General features: G+C 59.6%; 15 protein-coding genes. 8 read left to right on the top strand and 7 right to left on the bottom strand.

All coding sequences use genetic code 11. The features are described from left to right. Positions 1-130: 130 nt before the first annotated feature. Both ACRY08_RS10745 and ACRY08_RS10740 read left to right on the top strand, forming a co-directional pair. Positions 131-1447 carry a DUF5930 domain-containing protein gene (locus ACRY08_RS10745; RefSeq protein WP_432449921.1) on the top strand — a complete coding sequence of 439 codons (1317 nt, stop codon included), beginning with the start codon at positions 131-133 and terminating at the stop codon, positions 1445-1447. Then, a complete protein-coding gene (locus tag ACRY08_RS10740; RefSeq protein ID WP_432449920.1) occupies positions 1437-1931 on the top strand; it encodes a bactofilin family protein in 495 nt (164 codons plus the stop codon). The genes ACRY08_RS10745 and ACRY08_RS10740 overlap by 11 nt, the downstream gene beginning before the upstream one ends. Positions 1932-2009: 78 nt before the next feature. Here the strand turns inward: ACRY08_RS10740 and ACRY08_RS10735 are convergent, their stop codons facing one another. Beyond that, positions 2010-2798 (bottom strand): DUF2189 domain-containing protein, encoded by a 789-nt coding sequence (locus tag ACRY08_RS10735; RefSeq protein ID WP_432449919.1) that lies wholly within the window; start codon positions 2796-2798, stop codon positions 2010-2012. 181 nt (positions 2799-2979) lie between these two features. On the opposite strand from ACRY08_RS10735, the gene ACRY08_RS10730 reads away from it, so the two are divergent. Further along, positions 2980-3783, top strand: a complete 804-nt coding sequence (locus ACRY08_RS10730; protein WP_432449918.1) for a lytic murein transglycosylase — start codon at positions 2980-2982, stop codon at positions 3781-3783. A gap of 145 nt (positions 3784-3928) precedes the next feature. Here the strand turns inward: ACRY08_RS10730 and prfB are convergent, their stop codons facing one another. From prfB to ACRY08_RS10700, 6 genes are all read right to left on the bottom strand, one after another. Beyond that, on the bottom strand, positions 3929-5056 hold the full coding sequence (gene prfB / locus ACRY08_RS10725) for a peptide chain release factor 2 (RefSeq protein WP_432449917.1): 1128 nt from the start codon (positions 5054-5056) through the stop codon (positions 3929-3931). A gap of 215 nt (positions 5057-5271) precedes the next feature. Continuing rightward, positions 5272-6384: an ABC transporter ATP-binding protein gene (locus ACRY08_RS10720; RefSeq protein ID WP_432449916.1), complete on the bottom strand. Its 1113-nt coding sequence runs from the start codon at positions 6382-6384 to the stop codon at positions 5272-5274. Continuing rightward, a complete protein-coding gene (locus tag ACRY08_RS10715; RefSeq protein ID WP_432449915.1) occupies positions 6384-8024 on the bottom strand; it encodes an alpha-amylase family glycosyl hydrolase in 1641 nt (546 codons plus the stop codon). Before ACRY08_RS10715 ends, ACRY08_RS10720 begins: the two co-directional genes overlap by 1 nt. Positions 8025-8063: 39 nt before the next feature. After that, on the bottom strand, positions 8064-9206 hold the full coding sequence (locus tag ACRY08_RS10710; RefSeq protein ID WP_432449914.1) for a carbohydrate ABC transporter permease: 1143 nt from the start codon (positions 9204-9206) through the stop codon (positions 8064-8066). 10 nt (positions 9207-9216) lie between these two features. Then, a complete protein-coding gene (locus tag ACRY08_RS10705; protein WP_432449913.1) occupies positions 9217-10218 on the bottom strand; it encodes a carbohydrate ABC transporter permease in 1002 nt (333 codons plus the stop codon). Between the two features lie 98 nt (positions 10219-10316). Next, on the bottom strand, positions 10317-11675 hold the full coding sequence (locus tag ACRY08_RS10700) for an ABC transporter substrate-binding protein (protein ID WP_432449912.1): 1359 nt from the start codon (positions 11673-11675) through the stop codon (positions 10317-10319). A gap of 298 nt (positions 11676-11973) precedes the next feature. Here ACRY08_RS10700 and ACRY08_RS10695 point away from each other — a divergent pair, with 298 nt between their 5' ends. The 5 genes from ACRY08_RS10695 to ACRY08_RS10675 all read left to right on the top strand — a co-directional run bounded on the left by ACRY08_RS10695 (position 11974) and on the right by ACRY08_RS10675 (position 17474). After that, positions 11974-13023, top strand: coding sequence for a substrate-binding domain-containing protein (locus ACRY08_RS10695; protein ID WP_432449911.1), 1050 nt, complete (start codon positions 11974-11976; stop codon positions 13021-13023). A gap of 17 nt (positions 13024-13040) precedes the next feature. Further along, complete coding sequence (locus tag ACRY08_RS10690) at positions 13041-14375, top strand: GH1 family beta-glucosidase (RefSeq protein ID WP_432449910.1); 1335 nt, start codon at positions 13041-13043, stop codon at positions 14373-14375. Between the two features lie 213 nt (positions 14376-14588). Next, positions 14589-14873: an STAS domain-containing protein gene (locus ACRY08_RS10685; protein ID WP_432449909.1), complete on the top strand. Its 285-nt coding sequence runs from the start codon at positions 14589-14591 to the stop codon at positions 14871-14873. Beyond that, on the top strand, positions 14870-15238 hold the full coding sequence (locus ACRY08_RS10680) for a response regulator (protein ID WP_432449908.1): 369 nt from the start codon (positions 14870-14872) through the stop codon (positions 15236-15238). Before ACRY08_RS10685 ends, ACRY08_RS10680 begins: the two co-directional genes overlap by 4 nt. Before the next feature lie 4 nt (positions 15239-15242). Then, entirely contained in the window at positions 15243-17474 is a 2232-nt protein-coding gene (locus tag ACRY08_RS10675) for a chemotaxis protein CheW (protein ID WP_432449907.1), read from the top strand. Positions 17475-17477 lie beyond the last annotated feature (3 nt).

Below are 17477 nucleotides of genomic sequence, written 5' to 3'. Positions count from 1 at the left end.
AATGAAAACCCCAAATTTTCTTGCGTGGGCGGGACGGGCACGGTAAGCACCACGGGTCTGCAGATCGTGCCGGTAAGAGCACGCACCCATCGCAGGCAGGGGACAAGGGATAAAAAGCGGGATTTGGGACTTGCATAACCGTTTGATCAATAAGGTAAATCACCTGCTGGAACGGACGTTCCCGGAGCAGCGGTTGTTTCTCAGATCCGAAGATGGCACGCGGTTTATCCGCCTGTCGCCTTTGACTCAGGCGCTTGGCTGGACCGGATCGGCCGCCTTTATCGCCTGGTCGATCATCGCCACAGCCGTGCTATTGATGGATTCCATCGGCACCGGAAACCTGCGCGATCAGGCAAAGCGCGAAAAGCAGCTTTATGAAAACCGCCTTCAGACCTTGTCTGATGAACGCGACACCCGCGCGTCAGAAGCGGCGGCAGCGCAGGAACGTTTCAACCTGGCCCTGGCGCAAATCTCGGAAATGCAAAGCGAGCTTTTGTCGTCGGAAGAACGCCGCAAAGAGCTTGAGACCGGGATCGGAGTGATCCAGTCCACTTTGCGCCGCACCATGGGCGAACGTGACACCGCCATCGACAGCGTCGAAGCCATGCTGGCCGCAGCCCGTGAAGAGGGCACGAATGGGGCCGCCGCCCTGCCCGCTCAGGCCTCGGCCACGCTGACCTTCATGACCGAGGCGCTGGAACGCACCGCAGCAGAGCGCGACCAGATCGCCATCGAGGCCCAAAACGCCGAAAACTTCGCCCGTGACATGATGTACGAGGCGCGTCTGCGCGAAGAGCGCAACGACCAGATTTTCCGCCAGCTTGAAGATGCCGTGACCATCTCGCTGGAGCCATTGGACAAGATGTTTGCCAAATCCGGCATGTCCGTCGACCACATCCTGAACCAGGTACGCCGTGGCTATTCCGGTCAGGGCGGCCCGCTGACGCCGATGATCCTGTCCACCCGTGGCGAAGGGCCCGACCCCGACGCGGAACGTGCCAATCGCATTCTGGGAGAGCTGGACCGGATGAACCTTTACCGGATCGCCGCGCAGAAAATGCCCTTTGGCATGCCGGTGAAATCCGGGTTTCGTTTCACCTCTGGCTTCGGTCGTCGCTGGGGGCGCATGCATAACGGCACGGATTTCGCAGCCCCCATTGGCACCCCGATCTATGCACCGGCTGATGGTGTGGTCGTAAGCGCGTCTTGGTCCTCGGGCTATGGGCGCCTGATCAAGATTCAGCACGAATTTGGTGTCGAAACCCGTTACGCCCATTTGTCGCGCATGCGCGTGTCCAAAGGACAAAGGGTATCGCGCGGCGAGCGAATCGGTGATATTGGAAATTCAGGGCGCTCAACCGGCCCGCATCTTCACTATGAAGTGCGCGTTGGCGGACGGCCCATCAACCCCATGATCTATATCAAGGCAGGACGAGATGTTTTCTAAAAGCAGGATCAATGAGCCGGGCCCGAAAGCTGGCGAAACCGAAAAGAAGCCCGCGGCACCTGCCGCCGAAAAGCCGGCAATGCCCGCCCCTTCGGCCCCGCCTGCGCCGTCCAGCACGCCGAAAGCCAAGCCGCCTGCATCCACCTTGTCGTCGGACATCGTCATCAAGGGGGATGTCAAATCCACCGGAGACATCATTGTCGAAGGCACCGTCGAAGGTGACATTCGCGCCCACCAGCTGACCGTTGGCGAAGGCGCCACCGTCAAAGGTGAGGTCGTTGGTGACGACGTGGTGATCAATGGCCGCATCATTGGCCGTCTGCGTGGCCTGAAGGTGCGTCTGACCTCGACCGCACGGGTCGAAGGCGACATCATCCACAAGACCATCGCCATCGAAAGCGGCGCGCATTTCGAAGGTTCGGTGCAGCGTCAGGACGACCCCCTGACCAAGGCAAAAGCGGCCGCGGCCAAGACAGGCGAATAAGCCCGCACGCCGTTCCAAACATCTAAAACCAAAAGGCCGCTCACTTGAGCGGCCTTTTTTGTTGTCTGGCGCAGGGGGTCAGCTCTCGAAGCTCATCACCCGGCGGTAAAGATGCCATGTGGCATGGCCCAGCAGGGGCAGGATCACAAAGAGCCCTAGGAAGAACGGCACCATGCCCACGATCAGCAATGCCGAAATAATGATGCCCCAGGCCAGCATGGGCACAAGGTTTTGCAACACGGCCTGAAAGGAATGGATCATGGCCGAGATGAAATCCATTTCGCGGTCCAGAAGCATCGGCAGGCTGCACACGGTCAGCGCGAAGGCGACAAAGGCCATCACCGCCCCAATGGCGCTGCCCACGGCCAGCATCGTGATGCCGCTGCGGTTCAGCAGAGCATCCTGCCAGTTCGAGGTGATATTTGTCATCGGCTGCAGCCCCATGAACAGCATGAACACGATATGGGCCACGAAGATCCAGAACAGGAACCCCATGATCAGAACCATGGCGATCGACGGGAATTGCCGGTCTTTCTGGTTCACAACAACACCAAGGATCTGCGCCCAGTCCAGCTTCTCTCCGGTTTCGATCCGGCGACTGACATCATAAAGCCCAACCGCCAGAAACGGGGCAAGAAACGGGAAACCAAAGGCCACCGGGATGATCCAGTAGCTCTGTCCCATAACGCCCAATTCCAAGAACAGCGCAATGCCGCCAATCACAAAAAACAGCGCAAAGAAAAAGCCAAAAGCCGGGGCTTTGCGAAAATCGGCCCACCCTGCCCTGAGCGCGGCGAATATATCGGCCATGCCGATCTGATTGATCTTGGGCGGTGGCGAGGCCTCCAGATGGGTTGCGTCCGTCATAATCTCTCCCTGCACGTTTTTATGGTTTTTCGCGCGTGAAGAGAGTGTTGCGGTTGAAACCGCATCCGTCAAGTTTGTGAATGTGTTAATATGTTGCCCTGCGCCATGGCCCGCGCTTGGGCTTGCCATTTCAGCCAGATATGAGACAGTTTCTTCGATTTAGAACGAGGGATCCGTTTACATGAAACTTATCAGGACACTTGCCGCGACCGGCTTCATATTGGCATTGGGAACACATGGCGCGCTGGCTGCGAAATGCGGCAACACCTCAAGCGGGTTTGAAAGCTGGAAAGCCGGGTTTGCCAAAACCGCAAAAGCGGCGGGTGTGAAAACCCCCGGGCTGAAGGCACTGGCGCAGGCGCAATATTCAACCGCCACGATCCGCGCGGACCGCAATCAGAAGTCATTTAAGTATTCCCTGTCGAAATTCATGCAGGTGCGTGGGTCAAACACGATCATTGCGCAGGGGCGCAAGCGTAAGGCTGGCAACCCCGGCTTCTATGCAGCTCTTGAGAAACGCTATGGCGTGCCGGCGGGTGTGCTCTTGGCCATTCACGGCATGGAAACAGCCTTTGGCGGGTTCATGGGCGACACCAAGGTCGTGTCCGCCATCACCACCCTGACCTATGATTGCCGCCGTTCGAAGTTTTTCGAACCCCACGCGATTGGCGCCCTGAAACTGGTGGATCGCGGGTCGATCACCGGCAACACCCGCGGGGCAAAGCATGGCGAGCTGGGTCACACGCAGTTTTTGCCCGGCAATGCGCTGAAATACGGGGTGGATGCTTCGGGTGACGGGCGTGTGGACCTTTATAACAAGGCCGATGCGCTGGCCTCGACCGCGCATTTCCTGCGCAAGAAGGGATGGAAACCGGGCAAAGGCTATCAGGAAGGCCAACCCAATTTCCGCGTGATCAAGGAATGGAACGCGGCAACGGTTTACCAGCAGGCGATTGCCATCATGGGCGCCAAGATCGACGGGTGATCCACGCAAAGCCAGCCAAAGCAAAGATGGGGCCGCGTGGCCCCATTTTCTTGTCCCAAATACCTTCGCCGAAGGCATGAAATCCGCCGAGCGAAGCGAGGCCCCCCAAGCTGCAAATCGGCCCGGCAGGCCACGCCGTTTGGCATCAGTCTTCCGCGTTCGCCTCGGCCCTCGATTTTCCGGCCACATCCTGCGCAAGCACAGAAGCCATGAACGCATCCAGATCGCCGTCCAGCACACCTTTCGTGTCCGAGGTTTCATGCCCCGAACGCAAGTCTTTCACCATCTGATAGGGCTGCAGAACATAGGAACGGATCTGGTTGCCCCAACCCGCATCGCCCTTGTTTTCATGGGCTTCGTTGATGGCTGCGTTGCGACGGTCCAGCTCCATCTGATAAAGGCGCGACTTCAGAGCCTTCATCGCGATGTCGCGGTTCTGGTGCTGCGATTTCACCGAGCTGGTGGTGACGATGCCCGTTGGGATGTGCGTGATCCGCACAGCCGAATCCGTAGTGTTCACGTGCTGCCCACCCGCGCCGGACGACCGGTAGGTGTCGATGCGGATATCTGACGGGTTCACTTCAATCTCGATATTGTCGTCGACCACCGGATAGACCCAAACCGAGCTGAAAGACGTGTGGCGCTTGGCGGCACTGTCATAGGGTGAAATGCGCACAAGCCGGTGCACGCCGCTTTCCGATTTCAGCCAGCCATAAGCGTTGTGGCCCGAGATTTTATAGGCTGCAGATTTGATGCCCGCCTCTTCGCCCGCGCTTTCAGACTGCAGTTCAACCTTGTAGCCATGCGCCTCGGCCCAGCGGACATACATGCGCGCCAACATCGAGGCCCAGTCGCAGCTTTCCGTGCCGCCCGCGCCCGAGTTGATCTCGAGAAATGTATCGTTGCTGTCTGCTTCGCCGTCCAGAAGCGCTTCAAGCTCGGCGGCGGCGGCCTTTTCGACCAGCGCCTTCAGGCTAGCCTCGGCCTCGGCCACAACCTCGTCGTCTTCTTCCATTTCGCCCAGTTCGATCAGGTCAATATTGTCCTGCATGTCCTGCGCCATAGATTTGTACGCATTCACGGAATCCAGCAACGACTGACGTTCGCGCATCAGCTTCTGTGCCCGCTCGGGATCGTTCCAAAGGTCCGGATCTTCGGTCATCGCGTTGAACTCTTCCAGCCGATGTTCCGCGGTCTCCCAGCCAATCCGCTGGCGCAAAAGAGCCAGGGATTTCTCGATTGCATCGACGTTGTTCTGAGCCTCTGCGCGCATGGGATCGCCCTTCGTGAAAATCGTTGTCCCCCGCCATATCAACGTGGGCGCGGATGGGCAAGATGTGGGCGAGAGAGAGAGGTTCACGACCCGCCTTCGGCACGTCTGCCCCTGCGGGGAGCGGGGGTGGGGGGGGGGGGGGGGGTGGGGCGGGCGGCCCCCGCCGCCCCCGCGCTGCCACGGGGTTTTCCGTGAGTGCGGAAAAACCTGTTGGGTCAGGTCCGAAGCGACAGCCCATCTGCGAAAAGCTGAAGCTTTGTCGGCGCGGCGCGCAGGCGCACGGTCTGGCCTTTCAGCTCTTCGTGTATGCCGGGCAGCTTGGCGATCAGATGGGTTTGATTGGCGCTGTCCGCGCCCTCACCCACCGACAGTTCGGCCGGGATATACAAAAGCGAAACCTCGCCCAGGGCTTCGACGATCTCGACCGCACCTTCGAAAATCGCCTCGCCATCTCCGGCCAGCACGAAATCCTCGGGCCGCACGCCCAGATTGACCGCCCGGCCCTGCATCGCGTCATCCGTCGGGATCGGCACCGTGACCACAGCGCCTGCGGCCAGCGTCACCTGTGTTTCGGCCCCGGTCGCCGTCACCGTGCCGGGCAACAGGTTCATCGCGGGCGAGCCGATAAACTGCGCGACAAACTCGGTGCGCGGGCGTTCGTAAAGTTCAAGCGGGCTGCCCACCTGCGCGATCCCTTTGCCGGCCAGAACCACGATACGGTCGGCCAAGGTCATCGCCTCGACCTGATCATGGGTCACGTAGATCATCGTGCTGTCGGGCATGGCTTCTTTCAGCTGCGAAATCTCGATCCGCGTGGCCACACGCAGGGCGGCATCAAGGTTCGAGAGCGGTTCGTCAAACAGATAGACCTTGGGGTCGCGCACGATGGACCGCCCGATGGCCACACGTTGGCGCTGCCCCCCTGAAAGCGCCTTGGGCAGGCGGTCCAGATAAGGCTCCAACTGCAAGGCAGACGCGGCCCGCGCGATGGCGGCATCAATCTCTTCTTTCGATTTCTTCGCGATTTTCAAGGCAAAGGCCATGTTTTCGCGCACGGTCATATGCGGGTAGAGCGCATAGCTCTGGAACACCATGGCAATGCCGCGCTGGCTGGGCGGTACGTCATTTACCACTTGCCCGTCGATTTTCAGCACGCCATCCGTGATGCTTTCCAGCCCGGCAATCATGCGCAGAAGCGTGGACTTGCCGCAGCCCGACGGCCCGACAAACACAATCAGCTCGCCCGTGTCGATATCCAAATTGATGTCGTTCAAGACGTTCACATCGCCATAGGATTTCACCACATCGGTGAGGTTCAGCGTGGCCATCAGAGATCTCCTTCGTGGATCGCAATCATCGCGCCCCAGCCCGCAAGCTGGTCCGACTGCGAGCCGTGGATCACCCGCCAGGCACCGCCTTCAGGCAGCGTCGCGGGCACGGGGTCACCAGACAGGTTGAACGCACAATAAAGCCGCTCACTCTCCGTCAGGCGCTCAAAACTCAGGCAGCTGTCCTTGACCGTCACAGCCTGCATGGCGCCACGCGACAGCGCGGGATGAGCGCGCCGCAGGGCAATCACGGCGCGGTAGTGGTGGATCAACGCGTCGGGAGTGTCTCCGGCCCGATCCACTGCCTGCGCAAGATGATCTGTTGCCACGGGCAGCCATGTCTGGCGCGCGTCAGAGAACCCGCCATTGGGCGCGTCAGCCTGCCAGACCATCGGGGTGCGGCAGCCGTCGCGGCCTTTGAACTCCGGCCAGAACTCGATGCCATAGGGGTCTTGCAGGTCTTCAAAGGCGACCTCGGCCTCGGCAAGACCCAGCTCTTCGCCTTGATAGATGCAGGCAGAGCCGCGCAGGCACATCATCAGCGTGGCCATCATCTTCAGCCCGTCAGCCCCGATGTTCCAGCGCGTGGCGTGACGTGGCACGTCATGGTTGGAAAAGGCCCAGCACGGCCAGCCATCCGCGGCAACCGCCTGCACGCGTGCCATCACCTGCGCGATTTCTGCGGCTGTTGGCCGATCATTGGCAAGAAATTCAAAGGCATAGCACATCTGCATCAGGTCATCGCCCGCCGTATACTCCCCCAGAATTTCCAGCCCACGTTGCGCATCACCAACCTCGCCCACCGCCGCTGCACCATAGGTGTCCATCACCGCGCGCAGGCGACGCAGGAAATCGAGGTTCTCCGGCTGGTTCTTGTCGTAGAGATGTTCCTGGTGGTTATAGGGGTTCACCTGCGGCGCAATGGTGGCGTTGCGCTGATCATCGGGCAAAGGCGGGTTGGACCGCAGCGCCTTGTCATGCACATAGAAGTTGATCGTATCGAGCCGGAACCCGTCCACGCCGCGATCAAGCCAGAACCGCGCCACATCCAGAAGCGCCTCCTGCACCGCGTCGCAATGGAAGTTCAGGTCCGGTTGCGAGGCGAGGAAATTGTGCAGGTAATATTGCTGCCGCTGCCCGTCCCACTGCCACGCGGGTCCGCCGAAAATGGACAGCCAGTTATTGGGCGGCGTGCCATCCGGCTGAGGGTCCGCCCAGACATACCAGTCGGATTTTTCGCCGTCGCGTGCGGCCCGGCTTTCGCCAAACCACGCGTGCTGATCCGAGGTATGGCTGAGCACAAGGTCGATCAACACCCGCAGCCCCTGCCCATGCGCGGCCTCGATCAGCGCGTCGAAATCGGCCAGCGTGCCGAACATCGGGTCGACGTCACAGTAGTCAGAGACGTCATATCCGAAATCTTTCATCGGAGAGGTGAAGAAGGGCGAGATCCAGACCGCATCGACACCCAGTGACGCGATATGCGGCAGCCGCCGGGTGATCCCGCGCAGGTCCCCGACCCCGTCGCCATTGTCATCCTGAAAGCTGCGCGGATAGACCTGATAGATCACCGCCCCGCGCCACCAGCTGGTGTCACCCCCCAGCTGTTTTCCCTTTGAAACAGAGGCTTGCATATTCATGTCGTCTCCTTATCGCGGGCCGCTCATGACCCGCGCGTCTTATTTCACGGACCCGGCCAGCAGGCCGCGTACCAGATATTTCTGCATGGCGAAGAACACGGCCAAAGGCACCGCGATTGACACGAACGCCGCCGTGGCAAGGATTTCCCAATTGCCGCCCCGCGTGCCCAAAAGCTCGACGATCTGGTTGGTCATGACCGTGGTCTGGCCGGTGGCGTCAATCAAAAACACTTTGGCCACCAGAAGGTCATTCCATGTCCAGAGGAACTGGAAGATGGCAAAACTGGCCAGCGCCGGGAAAGACAGGGGCAGGATGATCTTGGTGAAAATCTGAAATTCGGTGGCCCCATCCACCCGCGCGTTTTCGATCACGTCCTTGGGCAGCCCGACCATGTAATTGCGCAAAAGATAGATCGCCAGCGGCAGCCCAAAGCCCGTATGCGCGAGCCAAACGCCCATATAGCCTTTGCCAATGCCGATGGCGAGGTGAAGCTTCAAAAGCGGGATCAGCGCCAGTTGCAGCGGCACAACCAAAAGGCCAACCACAAAGGCGATCAACAGCGCGCGACCCGGAAAATCCATCCATGCCAAGGCGTAAGCGGCAAAAGCTGCAATCAAAAGAGGGATCACGGTGGCCGGAATGGTCACGGTGAGCGTGTTGAAAAACGCTTTCGCCATACCCTCGGCATTGCTGTCGTCAAAGAGCATCAGCTGGTAATTGTCCAAGGTGAACTCGGGCGGCGCGCTGGCGGTGGTGAAAACCCGCGGCAGGCGCTTGCCCTCTTGGCTTTCCTGCGCTTCGAAACGGAAACCCCCATCCGCCTCGACCGTAAGGGTGCGATCCTTTTTCAGTTCGGCCGTGTCACCGGGCAGATAAGCTTCGGGCGCGCGTGACGAGGTGCCCCAGCGCGTGACCTCTGCGCCCGCGTTTTCAAAAAGCTGGCCGGTGATCACAAAGACACCCCCCTCTTCGCGTTCTTCCCCGGACAGGCGGATGGCGGGGTTCATCTGCGTTTGCGTGGTCAGCGCCTTCCACCAGCCGCTCGCCGCGATCTGGTCGCCGGTGCGAAACGAAGACACAAACAGCCCCACGGTTGGCAAAAGCCACAACACCACCAGAATGAGGACCGAGAGATGAACAGCCCAGCCAAGGGCGGATTTGCGACCTGCGATATTTTCCATCAGCCCCTCCTCACCGCATTTCCTTGCGGGCGTTGTGTACGTTCCAGACAAGGATCGGTGTGACCATCAGCATGATGATCATCGCGGCCGCCGAGGCCATGCCCCAGTCCAACCCGCGCAGCATCTTGTCATACATGTAATTGGCCAGCACTTGGGTTTCCCACTGGCCGTTTGTCATCGCGAACACGATGTCGAACACCTTCAGCGTGGCGATGGTGATCGTGGTCCAGACCACGACGATGGTGCCCATGATCTGGGGCACTTTGATACGAAAGAAAATGCGGAAGGGACCGGCGCCGTCCAAAATGGCGGCCTCGATGGTTTCTTCGGGAATGCCGCGCAGAGCGGCGGACAGGATCACCATGGCGAACCCGGTCTGAATCCAGATCAGCACGATCATCAGGAAAAAATTGTTCCAAAAGGGCAAAGTCAGCCAGGTTTGCGCGCCATCGCCGCCAAACCAGATATAGATCGCGTTCAGAATACCGATCTGCTCGGACCCATCCGGGCGCGCGTCATAGATCAGTTTCCAGATCACCGAGGCACCCACGAAAGAGATCGCCATCGGCATGAATATCAGCGATTTGGCGATGCCGCCCCATTTGATCCGGTCCGTCAGCTGCGCCACCAAAAGCCCAAACCCGGTCGAGGCCGCCGGCACCACCAACAGCCACAGGACATTGTTGCGCATGGCCTCGCGAAACTTCGGCTCTGCAAACATGTCTGAATAGTTCTTCAACCCGATGAACCCGCCATCACCCCGCCCGTCCGTCATTGACAGGCGCAGCGTCTCGATGACCGGATAAGCCAGGTAAAGAGACAAGGCCGCGAGGGCGGGCAGAAGAAACAACCACGGCCGCACCATGTTGGCCCGGTTGATGTTGCGCCCGGCATTGGGGCCTCGCGCCGGGAAGATGACCTTATCAAGCAGTTGATTTGAAAAATAGAAATAGGCAAGACAGGCACCGACACCGACGGCGATGGTCACAAGGCCCAATATGGCTGGATGCATGATGTCCCCTCCTGTTCCTGTCCGCCTGCCTCAGATGGCGCGGTCAGGATAGCGTCCCGCAGAGCGTGCCCTGCGAAACGCCTTTTGTCATCTCAGGCTTACTTCAGCGCGTCCCAAGAGGCCTGAATATCCGCGGCCACAGCCGTTGCATCCTTGCCGCCGGTGTAGTCCACCATGCCAGTCCAGAAGCTGCCTGCCCCCACGCCGCCGGGCATCAAATCAGAGCCGTCAAAGCGGAAGGTGGTCGCGCCCAGAAGGATTTCCCCCAATCCGCGCAGGGTGTCGTCCTTATAGGCGTCAAGCGACACGCCTTTGTGCGGCGTCAGGAACCCGGTTTGTGCCATCATCACCTCATGCGCGATGGGCTGCTTGAGGAACTCCATAAAGGCCATGGTTGCGTCCGAAGCCTTTGTCACCGCCATCAGGGTGCCGCCGCCCAGAACCGGGTTGCCCAGATCCTTGTCGGCATAAGACGGCATGTAGAAGAAATCGGTGTCCACGCCGAACTCGGTGCCCTCGGGGAAGAAAGCAGGCACGAACGAGGCCTGACGGTGCATGTAGCACTGCGGCGGCGAGGTAAACATGCCTTTCGGACTGTCGCGGAAATCGGTCGAGGCCACGGCACCAGCCCCGCCCGACACTTTCGCGTCATCACGGGCAAACCATCCGAACTCTTCGATCGCATTGATTACGCGGGGGTCGTCGAACGGGATCTCGTTTTTGGTCCACTGGTCATAAACGTCGGGCGATACGGTGCGCAGCATCATATCCTCGACCCAGTCAGTGGCCGGCCAGCCCGTGGCCGCGCCTGACCCCAGACCGATGCACCATGGCACCTCGCCATCTGCCACGATCTGCTCGGTCAATGCCTTCAGCTCTTCCATCGAGCCGGGCACTTCATAGCCCGCATCTTCGAAGTTTTCAGGCGAATACCAGACCAGCGACTTCACATTCACATTGTAAAACAGGCCATACATCTGATCGGCGCCATCTTTGTCGGCGAAGGTGCCCAGGTCGACCCAGGACGGCCCGGCGGCATAGTTCTGCGCCACCCAATCCGCCATGCCTGCCCCAAGCGGCGCCAATTGCCCCTTGGCAGCCATCGCAGCAGCCAGACCCGGCTGCGGGAACACCGCGACATTGGGGGCTGATCCGGCTTCGGCATCGATCACGATCTGCTGTTCGAAACTGTCTGACCCGGTATAGATCACATCCGCGCCGGTCGCCGCTTCGAAATACGCCAGCATATTGTTGAAAAACCCGTCCTCCGGGTTCAGCCACGGGCCATAGACCGTCACCGTCTGGCCTTTCAGATCCGGCGCAGTTTCCGCCCAGGCCGCATATCCGTCCCAATCAAACGGACCCTCACCCGGCGTGAAGGCCAGGTGATCATCTGCCTGCGCCCCTCCGGCCAGAAGCGCCAGAGCTGCCGCGCCTGCTAAATATCGTTTCTTCATGTCATCCTCCCAGAACAGACGTGATCCGCGCCCAGACAGCCATAAACGACACCGCCCCGGATGCCTGCGCAGGATCACAACGCCGCCTTGCTTGCCTCGCAATCCTGTCACGACATGGATCACGAATCTTAGCCAAAGCGCTTTGACAATCTACCGTCGCTTGATTTTCCTCGCATGTCAATGAGCCTGTTAGCGCCAACATTTTATTGGCATAAAGGCTTTACATTGTTAACTATTCACATCTATCTTCTAACAAAGTCGCGCCAAATGAGGCCATTCAAACCGCTTTGGGGAACCAATGACACTCAAGGAGTTTTCAAATCTATTAGGCCTGTCTCAGACCACCGTCAGCCGCGCGCTGAACGGCTATCCCGAAGTGTCCGAAGCCACGCGGGAAAAGGTGCTGTCTGCGGCAAAAACGCATGGCTATGCGCCCAACACACGGGCCCGCGCGCTGGCCACGGGGCGCGCCATGGCAATTGGGCATGTCATCCCGATCAGCGCCAAACACGAGATGGTAAACCCCATTTTCGCCGATTTCACCGCCGGCGCTGGCGAAGTTTATTCCAGCAACGGCTATGACATGCTGATTTCCGTGGTGTCCGATGACAGCGAAGAAGAGGCCTATCGCAGCTTCGTCACCAAGCGCAACGTCGACGGGATCATTCTGCACGCGCCGCAGCTGGATGACCCGCGCATACCCCTGTTGAACGCGCTTGGGCTGCCCTTTGTGGTGCACGGGCGCAGCTCGCAGACAGGCGCGCCCTACTCCTGGGTTGATGTGAACAACACGCGCGCCTTTCAACGGGCGACCGAGCTGCTTTTGGACCTTGGCCACAAGCGTATCGCGCTTCTGAACGGGTTGGAGCATATGGATTTCGCAATACGGCGCCGGATGGGCTACGAAGCCGCTTTGCACGCCCGCTCTATCACGCCGGACCCGGCTTTGATGCATACGGGCGAGATGACCGAGGCACAGGGGCACGATCTGACCCGCGCGCTGCTCAGCGCGCCCAATCCGCCCACGGCCATTCTGGTCAGCTCCATCATCACGGCGACCGGCGTGCGGCGCGGGATCGAAGAGCTGGGCCTGATCATGGGACGCGACGTGTCGCTGATCACCCATGATGACGAGCTGAGCTATTTTCGCAACGGCGCTGACGTGCCCGTATACACGGCCACCCGGTCCTCGGTTCGGGCCGCAGGGCGCATCGCGGCGCAGATGCTTTTGGACATTATCGCGGGCGATCCCGGCCCCCATGAACATCTGCTTGAAGCGGAGTTGACGCTGGGCCTGTCGACCGGCCCAGCCCCCCGACCAACACCACATCATCCGCCCGACGGATAATCAAAAAGGACATGAGGATGCTGCCACATCGCTCTGATTTCCCAAGCGATTTCCTTTTTGGCGTCGCGACATCAGCTTACCAGATCGAAGGCCACGCCCAGGGGGGCGCTGGCCCCACTCACTGGGATGATTTTGCCCGCACGCCTGGCAATGTCACAGGCGCGCAACACGGGGCCATTGCCTGTGATCACCTGACCCGCTGGCCAGAGGATCTTGACCTTGTGCAGCAGGCTGGCTTTGACGTGTATCGGTTCTCGACGTCCTGGGCGCGGGTCTTGCCAGAGGGGCGCGGCACGCCAAATCAGGACGGGTTGGATTTCTATGATCGGCTGGTGGATGGCATGCTGGCGCGTGGGATCAAACCTGCCGCAACACTCTATCACTGGGAGCTTCCTTCGGCGCTGGCAGATCTGGGCGGTTGGCGCAATCGCGATATTGCCAACTGGTTCGCCGACTACACCGAGGTGATCATGAAACGGATCGGGGATCGCCTGTGGTCAGCCGCCCCGATCAACGAACCGTGGTGCGTCACATGGCTGTCCCATTTCGAAGGTCACCACGCCCCGGGTCTGCGCGACATTCGCGCCACGGCCCGCGCCATGCATCACGTGCTCTTGGCCCATGGGCGCGCCATTCAGGTGATGCGAGAGCTTGGCCTGTCCAACCTTGGCGCCGTTTGCAATATGGAGGTCGCCGCCCCCGCCAACGACACCGCGTCCGCCCGCACGGCCGCAACCCGTCATGATGCGATCTATAACCAGTTTTTCATCTCGGGCATGATGAAGGGGCGCTACCCCGATGCGGCGTTGGAGGGGCTGGAGCCTTATCTGCCACGGGGGTGGCAGGATGATTTCCCGACCATAGTGCAAAAGCTGGACTGGATGGGGCTGAACTACTATGCGCGCAAGCATTACGACATGGCCCCGCCCCGCGACGGGCAACAACCGCCGTGGCCCGGCACCTGTGAAACGGCGCCAACGCGGCCGTGCACCGGGTTGGGGTGGGAGATCTACCCCGAAGGCCTGTCGCATTTCCTGCAAATGATGGCGCGCGACTATACCGGTGATCTGCCGCTCTATGTGACGGAAAACGGCATGGCAGAGCATCCCGGCGCGGACCCGCTAAGCGATCAGGACCGGATCACCTATCTGTCTCAACATATGAACGAGCTGCAGAAGTGCTGCGCCGAAGGGGTCCCGGTGAAGGGCTATTTCACATGGTCACTTCTGGACAATTACGAATGGGCACATGGCTATGGCCCGCGCTTTGGCCTTGTTCATGTGGATTACGACACCCTCACACGAACGCCGAAACACTCTTATCAGGCCCTGCGCAACGCCCTGTCACGCTAGAAGCTTCGACCTGACACCGGCCCTGCGCGCGCGCAGATCACGGGAGCGCGCACCCATCAAACACCCAGTTCTCGCGCGCCAAGACAGGAAATTGCGGAAAATCACGGCCCGCGTAAGCCATTTTTAACGCTCCCTGCCCTACACCTTTCTAAACGGACGGAAGAAAGGGCAACATGTGAAGATTGAAACCGCATATGTTCAGGGGATGGCGACATGAGCACCTCCTGCCTGACACTCGCCCCACGCCTTGACTACGGAACAGTCTCTGACCTGCACACACGCTTGTTGGAACATGTCGGGGCGGATCTGGAACTTGATGCCAGTCAGGTCACGCATTTTGGCGCCCTGGGCGTGCAAACCATCCGCGCCGCCGCCCGAAGCTGGGCCGAAGCCGGGCATAGCCTGACCATGACTGGCACCTCCAACGATATTGCCGATCAACTGCACCTGCTTGGCTTTACCCCTGCAACTCTTACCGGATGGGAGCTTTCTACATGACGCTTCAGGTTCTAGCCGTTGATGACAGCCGCACAATGCGAGACATGGTCCGACTGACGCTGACCAATGCCGGGATCGACGCCCATCTGGCAGAAGACGGCCTACATGGTCTGGAAGTGTTGGAAGATATGCCGCGCCCAGATGCCATCATCACAGATATCAACATGCCGCGCATGGATGGGTTCGGGTTTATTGATGCCGTGCGCGCCATGCCCACCCACCGCGCGACCCCCATTCTGGTCCTGACCACGGAAAGCGCGGACACGATGAAGCATCGCGCGCGCGATGCCGGGGCGACCGGCTGGATCGTGAAACCTTTTGACCCGGCCAAACTGGTCAAAGTCGTCAAGATGGTAGCGGGGTAAGCCGATGTCCGATCCGATGGCAGAAATCAAAGCCTCGTTCTTTATCGAATGCGAAGAGCTTCTGGAAGGCCTGCAAGACGGGTTGCAAATGGTGGATGACGGAGAGTCCGATGACGAAACCATCAATGTCATATTTCGGGCGGTTCACTCGATCAAAGGTGGCGCCGGGGCCTTTGGTCTTGACCAGTTGGTCGAGTTTGCACACCGGTTTGAAACCGTGCTGGACGACGTGCGTTCCAACACGCTGGCCATTGATGGCGACGTTCTGAAACTGTTTTTCACCTGCGGCGACATTCTGGCCGATCTGGTGCGCGAATGCCGGGACGACATTCCACATGACATCGATGCCATCCGTCCCGTGATCGATAGGCTGGGCGCGCTGATCGGGGCCGAAGACACCGCCGATGAAGAAGAAGAGATTGAGTTTCAGCCGATGACGGTTGCGCTCGATCTGCCGGATTTGGGGGGCGACCTTCCAGATTTGGAGGGGTTTGGCGCAGATGATTTCGCAGGCGACGCGTCTTTCAATGGCTTTCAGGTTAAGTTTGAGCCCCATCAGCCCGTGTATGAAAATGGCAGCGAGCCATTGTTCATGTTTAGGGCACTGCGCGATGTCGGGGATGTGACATCGGTCTGTGATGACAGTTCCGTGCCCCCCCTTGCAGAGCTCTCTCCTGAACAGGGCTGCCTGTCATGGACCCTGACGATCGAAACGACAGAGCCGGAGGATGCGGTCAAGGAAGCCTTCGAATTTGCAGACGGCATCTCGACCCTCGAAATCTCTGCGCTTACGACAGACGCACCCCTAGTTCCTGATCTGACCGATTTGCCGGAACCCGACCTTCCGCCGCTAGACTTAGAACCCGCGAAGGTAGACCTGCCGCCCGTTGAGGCCGCCGATGACGCACCCACCCTACCCGCGACCGACATCCCGGACAGTGTGAACAGCCCAACACCAGAACCCGAAACGACACAGACCGCTGCCCCTGACACTGCGAAAAAACCTGCTACAAAATCCCCTGCTGCCCCTCGTGCCACCGTGCGCGTCGACCTTGAACGGATCGACCGGCTGGTCAACCTGGTCGGAGAATTGGTGATCAATCAGGCCATGATTTCACAAAGCGTGGATGAAACAGCGCTGGCAGGCAATTCCAACATTCGGGCCGGGCTGGAAGAGTTTCTGCAACTGACCCGCGATATTCAGGACAGCGTGATGATGATCCGCGCCCAGCCTGTAAAATCCCTGTTCCAACGCATGGGGCGCATCGTGCGCGAAGCCTCGTCCGCCATTGACAAAGACGTGCGCCTGCGCACCGAAGGGGAAAACACCGAAGTTGACAAAACGGTGATCGAGCGTCTCGCCGATCCATTGACCCATATGATCCGCAACGCGGTCGATCATGGCCTGGAAAACAATGACACTCGCGTAGAGACAGGCAAAAGCCCTGAGGGCAATATCTACCTCACAGCAGCCCACCGATCCGGGCGTGTTGTGATTGAAGTGGCCGATGACGGCGCGGGCATCAACCGTGAAAAAGTCAAACAAAAGGCCATCGACAAAGGCCTGATCGCCCCTGATCTTCAGCTGACGGACAGCGAAATTGACAATCTTCTGTTCCTTCCCGGCTTTTCCACCGCGGATGAAGTGTCAAATCTGTCCGGTCGCGGCGTGGGAATGGATGTGGTGCGCAGCGCAATTCAGGCGCTTGGTGGCCGCATTACCATTTCCTCACAGCGCAATGTCGGCACGACCTTCTCGATCTCGTTGCCACTTACGCTTGCAGTGCTGGATGGCATGGTGGTGAAAGTCGCGGACGAAACCCTCGTGGTCCCGCTCAACTCTATCCTCGAAACACTCACCCTGACCTCCGAAGAAATTCGGGAATTTGGCCCCGAGACAAGCGTCATCAACATCCGCGACAGCTTTGTGCCCCTTCTCGACCTTGGTGCAGAGCTTGGCTATCGCGACCCGAAAGACAATTACGAAGGCTCGGTTGTCTTGTTGATCGCCCATGAAGACGGGTCACGTGCCGCCGTGATTACAGACCGGATCGAAGATCAACGGCAGGTGGTCATCAAAGGGCTTCAAGACAGCTATGGCCGTGTGCCCGGCATTGCCGCGGCCACCATCCTTGGCGATGGACAGATTGCGTTGATCCTGGACCCGGTGGACCTGATCACCCATTCGACCGGTCGCACGCGTCCGGCAGCTCCCCCCATTCAAATCGCAGGTTAGACC

Origin of the sequence: Aliiroseovarius marinus, from assembly GCF_050881025.1 — a bacterium.
Taxonomy (GTDB): Bacteria; Pseudomonadota; Alphaproteobacteria; order Rhodobacterales; family Rhodobacteraceae; genus Aliiroseovarius; species Aliiroseovarius marinus_A.
This window is presented reverse-complemented; position numbering and strand designations above follow the sequence as displayed.

Coding starts and splice junctions, on each gene's coding strand:
- ACRY08_RS10710 (WP_432449914.1), bottom strand. CDS start 9,206: ATGGAAAATATCGCAGGTCGCAAATCCGCCCTTGGCTGGGCTGTTCAT.
- ACRY08_RS10690 (WP_432449910.1), top strand. CDS start 13,041: ATGCTGCCACATCGCTCTGATTTCCCAAGCGATTTCCTTTTTGGCGTC.
- ACRY08_RS10740 (WP_432449920.1), top strand. CDS start 1,437: ATGTTTTCTAAAAGCAGGATCAATGAGCCGGGCCCGAAAGCTGGCGAA.
- ACRY08_RS10680 (WP_432449908.1), top strand. CDS start 14,870: ATGACGCTTCAGGTTCTAGCCGTTGATGACAGCCGCACAATGCGAGAC.
- ACRY08_RS10700 (WP_432449912.1), bottom strand. CDS start 11,675: ATGAAGAAACGATATTTAGCAGGCGCGGCAGCTCTGGCGCTTCTGGCC.
- ACRY08_RS10715 (WP_432449915.1), bottom strand. CDS start 8,024: ATGAATATGCAAGCCTCTGTTTCAAAGGGAAAACAGCTGGGGGGTGAC.
- ACRY08_RS10705 (WP_432449913.1), bottom strand. CDS start 10,218: ATGCATCCAGCCATATTGGGCCTTGTGACCATCGCCGTCGGTGTCGGT.
- ACRY08_RS10675 (WP_432449907.1), top strand. CDS start 15,243: ATGTCCGATCCGATGGCAGAAATCAAAGCCTCGTTCTTTATCGAATGC.
- ACRY08_RS10720 (WP_432449916.1), bottom strand. CDS start 6,384: ATGGCCACGCTGAACCTCACCGATGTGGTGAAATCCTATGGCGATGTG.
- ACRY08_RS10735 (WP_432449919.1), bottom strand. CDS start 2,798: ATGACGGACGCAACCCATCTGGAGGCCTCGCCACCGCCCAAGATCAAT.
- ACRY08_RS10695 (WP_432449911.1), top strand. CDS start 11,974: ATGACACTCAAGGAGTTTTCAAATCTATTAGGCCTGTCTCAGACCACC.
- ACRY08_RS10730 (WP_432449918.1), top strand. CDS start 2,980: ATGAAACTTATCAGGACACTTGCCGCGACCGGCTTCATATTGGCATTG.
- prfB (WP_432449917.1), bottom strand. CDS start 5,056: ATGCGCGCAGAGGCTCAGAACAACGTCGATGCAATCGAGAAATCCCTG.
- ACRY08_RS10685 (WP_432449909.1), top strand. CDS start 14,589: ATGAGCACCTCCTGCCTGACACTCGCCCCACGCCTTGACTACGGAACA.